Raw genomic sequence first — 9,013 nt, 5'->3', positions numbered from 1 at the left:
CGCCCCCAAGGCCCCTGGCGCGCCGAAGCCGCCTACTGCGTAAGCAGGAGCGGGTCGATCCTTCCGGCAGCGGCTTGAGAGAGGCCGCATGCACGTCGGCACGAGGGTCATTGCAAGTCTTTAAGAAACCCCGATCCTCCGCGCGGAAGAGGAGACCGAGCGGACACGGGGAAGGCGGGAAGCGAGGTTTGAGGAGGCCGCGCGACCCGAGATAAGCGTGCTTCGGGGTTTCTGAAGAATAAGAGTTCATCTTATCGGTATCTCTTTTATGAAAGGGGGGCTTTTCATGATCAACGAATACAACCATGATCTGTACAAAACAGACTGGCGTTGGTACGAGGATGGTTATGAAGTGACCCGCACCTCGGTCTGGACCGGACCTGGGTGTCACAACGGCTGCGGCGTGCTCACGTACGTCAAAGACGGCAAGCTCGAGAAGATCGAGGGCGACCCCAACTTCGGGTACAACCAGGGACGTCTGTGCCTGCGCTGCCTGAACATGGTCGAGAACATCTACAACAACGACCGCCTCAAGTGGCCTCTCCTCCGCGACGGCGAAAAGGGCGAGAACAAGTGGAAGCGCATCACGTGGGAAGAGGCCTTCGACTGGCTCGAGGACACCTACAAGACGATCTGCAAGACCATTCATGACGAGTACAACGGCATCGGGCCCGAGGGCATCGTCGCCCTGTCCGGCACCGGCCGTAACGCCATGTGGCATGGCGCCATGTGCCTCCGCGCCGTCTTCGGCAGCCCGAACATGTCGTTCGGCTTCCTCTCTGCCGACTCCTGCTACCAGCCCCGCATGACCGCCAACCTCATGAAGGACGGCGACTGCTGGATCCTGGACGCCTCCCAGCTGCACCCGGATCGTTACGACAACCCGGAGTGGAAGCAGCCCGAGGTTGTTATCGTGTGGGGCAACGAGCCTCTCGCGTCCAACCCCGACGGCTTCGTCGGCCACTGGCTGATCGACCTCATGCGCATGGGCACGAAGTTCATCGTCATGGACCCGGCCCTCACGTGGCTGGCCTCCAAGGCTGACATCTGGATCCAGGTTCGTCCCGGCACCGACTGCGCGCTCGCCATGGGCATGCTGCGCGTCATCGTCGACGAGGACCTGTACGATCACGACTTCGTGGACAACTGGTGCTACGGCTTCGACGAGCTCGTCGAGCGCCTGCAGGACTACCCGACCGACAAGGTCGCGGAGATCTGCTGGATCCCCGAGCAGCAGATCTACGACGCTGCCCGCATGTTCGCTGCTGCCAAGCCCGGCGCCATCCAGTGGGGCCTCGCCATCGACATGCAGATCGCTGCCATGGAGGCTTCGTTCGCCATCTCCGACATCACGGCGCTGTGCGGCAACCTCGACGTCCCCGGCGGCAACGTGCTCGTGCGCTACGCCTACAACAGCTCCAAGAAGTACGGCTGCGGCCTCGAGTTCATCTCCCAGGAGATGCTCGACCGCCGTATCGGCACCGACCAGTCGCCCATCCACAAGGCCGGCTACACGCCGTTCATCCCGCCTGACCTCCTGCTCGAGGCCATGGAGACGGGCGTGCCGTATCCGCCCCAGATGATGTGGGTCCATGGCACGAACCCGATCGCCAACATGGGCGGCGACGCCCCGCGCATCTACCGCGCGTGGCAGAACGTGCCCTACACGGTCGTCGTCGACTACTACCTGACCCCGACCGCCGTCGCCTTCGCCGACCTGGTGCTCCCCGTGGCCATGTCCGTCGAGCGCGACTCCTTCCGCTCCTGGTGGCAGCCGCTGCGCACGATGACCGCCGCAGCCGGCCGTTACTACGAGTGCATGATGGACGAAGAGCTGGTGTTCTATCTGGGCAAGCGCTTCAACCCGGACTTCTTCAACCAGTTCGAGACCGTGCGCGACTTCCTGACGTGGATGATCCAGGACGACGGCAACGGCGTTCCGTACACGTTCGAGGACCTCACCCACACGGTGTACGACTACTGGGATTGGAACGAGACGTACCACAAGTACGAGAAGGGCCTGCTCCGCGAGGACGGCCAGCCCGGCTTCGTCACGGCTACCGGTATGTACGAGATCTCCTCGCCGCTGTTCGACGTGTGGGGCTTCGATCCGCTGCCGCACCACATGGAGCCGTTCGAGAGCCCGTACCGTACGCCTGAGCTGTACAAGGAGTACCCGTACATCTACACGTCCGGCCACCGTCACATCGGCCTGTTCCACTCCGAGCATCGCCAGCTGCCGACCATGCGCGAAGTGCACCCCACGGCTATCGCCGACATCTCGCCCGAGATCGCCGAGGAGATCGGCGTGAAGGAAGGCGACTGGGTGTGGTTCGAGAACCGTCGCGGCAAGTGCAAGCAGCAGGCGCACATCGCTCCGGGCCTCATGCCGAACCTCGTCCGTGCCCGTCACGGCTGGTGGTTCCCCGAGCAGGAGGCGGCAGAGCCGAACCTGTACGGCGTGTTCGACTGCAACGGCAACAACCTGACCACGATGGGCGTGTACGGCCCGACGCACTACGGCGCCCCGTACAAGAGCACGCTCTGCAAGTGCTACAAGGTGACGCCTGAAAATGATTGCTCGCCTAGCGAGATTGTGACCAAGGGAGGTGGCTTCGGTGGCTATGACTACACCCGGTTCGAAGGCGACTAACGGTCTGCTGATCGACTACGAATTCTGCACCAACTGCCATACGTGCGAAGTTGCTTGCAAGAAAGTGCATGATCTTCCGATCGGCCAGTACGGCATCAAGACGCTGGAGTACGGCCCGGTGAAGAACATCAACGGCAAGTGGGAGTGGACCTATCTTCCCCTGCCCACGGATCTGTGCGACCTCTGCGCCGACCGCGTGGCCGAGGGCAGGCTTCCGAGCTGCGTGCATCACTGCCAGGCTGGCATCATGTACTACGGCACGCTCGAGGAGCTGTCCGCTAAGTTGGCTGAGAAGCCCAATCAGGTGCTTTTCGCAAAGTAATGTTGGAACGAAGGAGGTAGAGCTATGGCTCGTCAGGAGAAAGGCGGATTCCGTCCGCCTCCGCTGGGGAAAATTCTGTGGAAGTGCACCGAGTGCGGTACCTTTAACGCGGCCGATGCCACGGCGTGCAAGAAGTGCGGCGCCGAGAAGGAGAAGGTTGCCGACAAGTCCATCGAGAGCGCGACGTTCAAGCCTATCGATGACTCCGAGCGCCTGAACCAGGACAAGAAGGCCGTCGAGAAGATTCTCGGCGAGGAGTAGTTAGTTCCAACGGCGAGGGGATCTCTGTCGAGAGATTGGGGTCCCCTCCGTCTTTACATGGCCGCCTGGCAGGGTCGAAACGTTTTCATGGGGATAATGCTGAAAGAGCAAAAGAAGACGAAGCCTCGATCCGAGTCTACTCATCCAAGGCTAGCGCATGAAGCGGGAACGCCTTCTTTTGCGCGGGATCCGCACTGTCCGACGGCCGCCTATCGGATTCTCCGGCTTAAAAACAGCTCATAAGGGCCGGAGAACGTTCCAAGGAGCGGATTATGAGTGCAGCTGCTAAGTCGCCCGGGAAGTTCACTATTTCCCAGGCGATCGACTCCCTTGGAGTCAGCAAGTTTACCATTTCCATTTTCTTCCTCGTTGGCATAGCGATGATGTTCGATGGTTACGACTACATGATCATCTCCTATACCAACACCCAGATCATGCAGGAGTTCTTCGGTCCTGCGGGCAACGACGCCCTCAAGGGCGCCCTGTCGTCCTGGTCGACGATCGGCATCGTGGTGGGCTCGTTCGCAGCCGGCCCGCTGTCCGACAAGTTCGGCCGCAAGAAGATCCTCACCATGGGCACGTTCATGTACGGCCTGCTTACCATTCCGTGCATCTTCGCGCCGAACTACGAGGTCTTCGCGGTCTTCCGCGTGCTCGCCGGCCTGTTCCTGGGCGTGTGCACGCCTATCGTCACCACGCTGTTCACGGAGTTCACCCCCACGAAGCAGCGTTCGTTCTTCATCACGTTCGGTATGGCGTGGATGATCGTCGGCTGGGTTATGGCCGCCCTCGTGGGCACGGTCATGGTCCAGATCGCCACGTGGCACATGTGCTACGCGATCGGCGCCCTGCCGGTGCTCTATGCGTTCATCTTCGGCAAGTTCACGCCGGAATCGGCCCACTGGTGCGCCGTGCACGGCAAGCTTGACCAAGCTGCCAAGGTGCTGCAGCGCATCGAGAAGCGTGCGGGCAAGGAGATTCCCTACGAGCTGAAGGCCGAGAACCTTCTCGTGCCGCCGGTTTCCGCCAAGTCGAGCCCGGCCGAGGTGTGGAAGGGCAAGTACCTGAAGACCACCATCGCGCTGGTTGTCATCTACTTCGCCGGCAACTTCAGCATCTACGGCGTGAACGCCTGGCTGCCGGCCCTGATGCTCGAGGCCACGGGCGGCGCCGTCACCGCGTCGTACATGCTGGCCATGGCCCAGAACGCCGCGTCCGTCGTGGCGAACTGCACCACCGGCTTCGTCTCCGAGGCCATGGGCCGCAAGCGCAACCTCATCTTCGGCTACGGCCTGTCGGTGGTTGCCTGCCTCATCGTGTCCCAGGTGGTCAAGCTGCCCGCCGAGACGAGCTTCTGGCCGTACCTGATCGCGTTCGTGTTCATGGGCTTCGCCCTGAACTACGCCATCACCGCTGCCCAGCCGATGATGTCCGAGTCCTATCCCACCGAGTTCCGCAACTCCGGTGTTGCGACCATCGTCGCGCTCGGCAAGTCTGCCGGCATCCTGTCGCCCATCATCCTGGGCGGCCTGAAGGCTGCGGGTTGGGCGTTCTCTCCGCTGATCGCCCTGCTGGCCGCCCCCATGGCGTTCGGCTTCCTGGCTGGCTTCCTGCTTCCCAAGGGCGCCAAGGGCATGAACATCGACGACATCGCCGATGAGGCTGCCGACGCCAAGGCGTAAGCACTGCTTTATCGCCCATCCTGAAAGGGTGTGCGAGGATTGACGTTCGACTGGCCGACGGGGTTCCCGAAAGGGGGCCTCGTCGGTCGGGTTTGCCAGGGCGGTTCGCGGGTTGCCGCGTCCCCTTAGCGTTGCTGGTCGCGCGCAGGATGCAACCGACCGCGGCGAACCGCCTTGGCAAACCCGACCGACGCACCGGTGCCGGGTAGCTGAATCGATACAAGGGGGTTCGCGATGAGCGCTATCATCTGTCCGTTCTGCGGCAAGGAATCTGCTTCCGAGGACCATTGCACGAAGTGCCGCACGCGCTTCACCAAGGAGATCCGCGCTGCCGCCTTCACGGTGGACAACGACCCGCGCAGCGACCGGATAGGCCCCGTGTCCACGAAGACCGCCAAGATATTCTGCTGGATCGTGCTGGGGCTTTTGCTGGCGGCCTTCGTGCTGGCCACCGAGCTCACCGGCAACGGCGTTACCGGCCACTAGAGCGAGCGAGAGGCTTTCCGGGCGTCCTGCGTGCGCACCGTGCGGGGGTTCTCCTTCTATAAGGCGGCGGAGCGAACAGGCGAGCCTCCGCCCATGCGGCCGCCGCATAGGGACGCACTCGCCTGTTCGCCTGCGGCTAGCGAGCGAGTGCGCCCCCTGCGTGCCCGTTCCGTCTTACCCCCGCTTCGCCTGCTCGTAGTCCTTGATGTCCTGCTTCGTGATGCCCACGCTCGCCTGGATGCCCCTGATCTCGTTGCCCGAGCGGGTGAAGTCCACGCTCGAGGTGCCGCCCAGGATGGCCAGGCCGATGCCGGCCATCATCATGGCGGCTCCCACGGCCATGTTGCCCACTTCCAGGATACCGCTCGTCTCCAGCCCCAGCTTCACCGTGACGAGCACGACGATGGCGGCGAGGGCGGCCGCGCACTTGATGAGGTCCTTGCGGCGGTTCGCCTTGAGGCGCTCGATGTCCTCGTACGCCTTCGCCTTGCGCTGGCTCATGCTTCTGCCCATAACGTGTCCTTTCCCCTGATCAGGATCGCGTGATCCCCGTATGCACGGCCTCTCGTGCGGAAGAGGCCGTGCATACGGGGAACCGGCGGCCCGAGGAGGCGTCAGGCCGCCGGTTCCCGCGAAGGCGCTCGCTTACGAGGCGGCGGCAGCCGCCTCGGGCCCCTCGACGTCGGCGGAGCTGCCGGAGGCCTTCGCCTTGCGGCCCTCCAGCATCTTCATGTCGCTGTTCCACTTCTTGGAGAACGGCAGCACGTCGGCCGCGGCCACGAGGGACAGCACGCCCATGACCATGAACACGGCCAGGCGGTTGTCGCCGCCCACGGCGCCCTGCACCACGATGTTCAGGATGGAGCCGAACACGATGGCGAAGTTCGCCAGCGACAGGTTGAGCGGGTACTTCTTGGCGCCGTAGCGCTGGCGGGCGAACGCCGAGGCCACCACGGGCACGCCGCCGTAGCAGAAGCCGCAGCAGAACGCGCCCACCACGTAGAGCACCGAGATGCCGGTGGTGAACGCGCCGATGATGCAGGCGCAGGCGGCCACGGCGATGAGGCCGTCCACCAGCATGGTGACCTTCACGTTCGTCTTGTCGTAGATGATGCCGATGAGCACGCGCGCCAGGCCGTTGCAGGTGGAAACCAGGCCTACGAGCAGCGTGGCGAAGCCGGCGTCGAAGCCCACGGCTTGCGCGTCGGAGGCGCAGTTGCCGATGGTGGCCAGGCCGATGGCGATGACGATGATGGCCCAGACCCAGTACACGTAGAACGTGGAGGACTTGAGCGGCGTGTCCTGCTCGCCCGGGTCGTAGCCGGACGCGGTGGCCTTCTCGGGTGCCATGAGGGCCACGATGTTCGCCGGCGGGCGGCGCAGCGTGCAGGCCAGCACGACCACCACGAGCGCGGTGATCACGCCGATGGCCGCGAACACGGTGCCCAGGCCGAGCGTCGGCGCCAGGTTCACCGAGAGCGTCCCCAAGATGAGCGAGCCCAGGCCGAAGCCCATCATGAGCACGCCCGACGAGAAGCCCACCTTGTCGGGGAACCACACGTTGGTGGTGGCGATGACGGAGTTGTAGCCCACGCCCACGCCCAGGCCGCCCAGCACGCCGTAGCACAGGTACACCACGGTGATGCTGCCGTTGCCGAACAGGCCGGTGCCGGCGAAGCCGCAGAAGAACAGCGCCGCGGCCACGAACAGCGTGTTGCGCACGCCGATCTTGGCCTCGATCTGCGATCCGATGACGGCGCCGACGCAGAACGTGATCATCATGATGTTGAACGTGAGCCCCACGGCGGCCTTCTCGAGGCCGAACGTGGTGCAGATGGGGCCGGCGAACATGGAGAACGCGTAGATCAGTCCCAGAAACAGCAGCGTGAGCGTGGACAAGGCCAGGTAGAGCATGCGCTTGCTCTTTATCTGGCCGACGGTAAGGTCAGGCATGGATCCCCTCTCTTTCAATGGTTACACGCGCGCACGAACAGCGCGGGCATGCCGTGCGACATCGTATATTGTGCCGTGCGCGCGCGGGCGCGCGTATAGTCGTCCGTACTAGATGGACCCGTTTTCATACTCCTCACAGTAGGGGCGCTCCGCTTGCCGGTGGTAGGTTGCTGGACGAGTTGAAACGCGGGCGCGCGGTTGCGCGCAGCTTCCGTCCGGGGGCGTCGGCACCTCCGCCCGGAAACGTCGGGGGAGGCGATGAGCGTGGCCGACATACGCAAGAACCGCTACGCCATCCTCGTGTGCGGCATCCTGACCATGCTCATGTTCGGCACGATCTACGCCTGGTCCATCTTCATCCCCCCGCTCGAGGCCGAGTTCGGCTGGACGCGCAGCCAGACGTCGCTCGTGTTCTCCGTCGCCATGATCGGGCTGTCCTTCGGCATGCTGTCCATCGGGCCGCTCTCGAAGGTGCTCTCGCTGCGCACCTGCTTCGTCGCCTCGACCTCGCTCATCGTGGCAGGGCTGTTCTCGTGCCAGTTCATCACCGAGCTCTGGCAGCTCTACCTGTTCTACGGCGTGTGCTGCGGGCTGGGCTCGGGCATGAGCTACACGGTGTGGACCACGAACACGCTCGCCTGGTTCGGCGACAAAGTGGGGTTCGCCTCGGGCGTGCTGGTCATGGGCTTCGGCATGGGCGCGCTCGTGCTGGGCTCGCTGGCCTCGGCGCTCATCTACTCGCCGCTGGGCTGGCGCCTGGCGTTCGTGGCCATCGCCGCCTTGGCGCTCGTGGAAGCGCTGGTGGCCGTCAGCTTCATCCAGGAGCCGCCGCCGCATATCGCGGCGCTCAAGCCGAAGCGCGATGCGGTGGGCGTGAGCCTGCCCGGCTCGCGCACCGTGCGCGAGCCGTCGTTCTGGCTGTTCTGCATCTGGCGCAGCGTGGTCATGGGGGCGGGCGGCGCCGTGATCGCCGAGGCGTCCGTCATGATGACGGGCATCGGGTCGTCCGTCGCGTTTGCCACGGCGGCCGTGGGCGCGCTCGGGCTGGGCAACGGGTTCGGGCGGCCGCTCGGCGGCATCCTGTACGACCGCATCGGGCAGAACCGCACGCTGGTGGTGCTCCCGGCGCTGGCGCTGGCCGTGTCGGTGGGCATGGCGGCGGCGTACTGGTTCGAGGTGCCGTGGCTGTTCGCGCCGTTCCTGCTCGTCGAGGGGCTGCTGTACGGCATGTACGCGGCCATCAACACCTCGTACATGCGCACGACGTTCGGACAGCGCGACCTGGCCATGAACACCGGCATCAGCGCCGTGGTGCTGGCGCCGTTCAACCTGGTGTTCCCGCTGGTGGCCGCAGCGCTCTTCGAGTGGACGGGCGGCTACGAGGCGTTCTTCGTCATCGTGCCCGCCTTCGCGCTGCTGTCGCTTCTATGCGGCGCGCTGTGCAAGCCGGCGAACGTGCGGCTGCAGGAGAAGTACGGGGTGGCGGAGCCGGCCTTGGCGGGGGCCGCCGTGGGGGAGACGAGGGAGAGGAGCGCCGATGGCGTGGGGCAAAGGGCAGATCGCGAAGCAGGCGTTGCGCACCGCGCCTGAGGACTACGCCGCGTTCGAGGCCGTGAGCCTGGCCGGGCGCGACGGCGTGCGCGTGCTGGACGTGGG

The 9,013-nt window shown here is 64.5% G+C and carries 8 protein-coding genes; 6 read left to right on the top strand and 2 right to left on the bottom strand.

The window, feature by feature from the left end:
• The first annotated feature begins 286 nt into the window (after positions 1 to 286).
• The 5 genes from GPA_RS09240 to GPA_RS09220 all read left to right on the top strand — a co-directional run bounded on the left by GPA_RS09240 (position 287) and on the right by GPA_RS09220 (position 5,404).
• Positions 287 to 2,653 carry a molybdopterin-dependent oxidoreductase gene (locus GPA_RS09240; RefSeq protein ID WP_041239388.1) on the top strand — a complete coding sequence of 789 codons (2,367 nt, stop codon included), beginning with the start codon at positions 287 to 289 and terminating at the stop codon, positions 2,651 to 2,653.
• Positions 2,625 to 2,975, top strand: coding sequence for a 4Fe-4S dicluster domain-containing protein (locus GPA_RS09235; protein WP_041239387.1), 351 nt, complete (start codon positions 2,625 to 2,627; stop codon positions 2,973 to 2,975). Before GPA_RS09240 ends, GPA_RS09235 begins: the two co-directional genes overlap by 29 nt.
• 24 nt (positions 2,976 to 2,999) lie before the next feature.
• Positions 3,000 to 3,236: a RanBP2-type Zn finger domain-containing protein gene (locus GPA_RS09230; protein WP_015539702.1), complete on the top strand. Its 237-nt coding sequence runs from the start codon at positions 3,000 to 3,002 to the stop codon at positions 3,234 to 3,236.
• Between the two features lie 272 nt (positions 3,237 to 3,508).
• Positions 3,509 to 4,918: an MFS transporter gene (locus GPA_RS09225; protein WP_041239386.1), complete on the top strand. Its 1,410-nt coding sequence runs from the start codon at positions 3,509 to 3,511 to the stop codon at positions 4,916 to 4,918.
• Positions 4,919 to 5,152: 234 nt separating this feature from the next.
• On the top strand, positions 5,153 to 5,404 hold the full coding sequence (locus GPA_RS09220) for a hypothetical protein (RefSeq protein WP_015539700.1): 252 nt from the start codon (positions 5,153 to 5,155) through the stop codon (positions 5,402 to 5,404).
• A 174-nt stretch (positions 5,405 to 5,578) separates the two neighbouring features.
• On the opposite strand, the gene GPA_RS09215 is transcribed toward GPA_RS09220, so the two are convergent.
• Entirely contained in the window at positions 5,579 to 5,917 is a 339-nt protein-coding gene (locus GPA_RS09215; RefSeq protein ID WP_015539699.1) for a hypothetical protein, read from the bottom strand.
• Between the two features lie 132 nt (positions 5,918 to 6,049).
• The gene (locus GPA_RS09210; protein ID WP_015539698.1) at positions 6,050 to 7,357 is read right to left on the bottom strand and encodes an MFS transporter; all 1,308 of its coding nucleotides are present in this window, start codon (positions 7,355 to 7,357) and stop codon (positions 6,050 to 6,052) included.
• A 264-nt stretch (positions 7,358 to 7,621) separates the two neighbouring features.
• Here GPA_RS09210 and GPA_RS09205 point away from each other — a divergent pair, with 264 nt between their 5' ends.
• Positions 7,622 to 8,947, top strand: a complete 1,326-nt coding sequence (locus GPA_RS09205) for an MFS transporter (protein WP_167536632.1) — start codon at positions 7,622 to 7,624, stop codon at positions 8,945 to 8,947.
• Positions 8,948 to 9,013 lie beyond the last annotated feature (66 nt).

Origin of the sequence: Gordonibacter pamelaeae 7-10-1-b (genome assembly GCF_000210055.1) — a bacterium.
GTDB classification, from domain to species: Bacteria; Actinomycetota; Coriobacteriia; order Coriobacteriales; family Eggerthellaceae; genus Gordonibacter; species Gordonibacter pamelaeae.
Note: the sequence above shows the minus strand (reverse complement) of the source record. Positions and strands in the feature narration are given on the sequence as shown.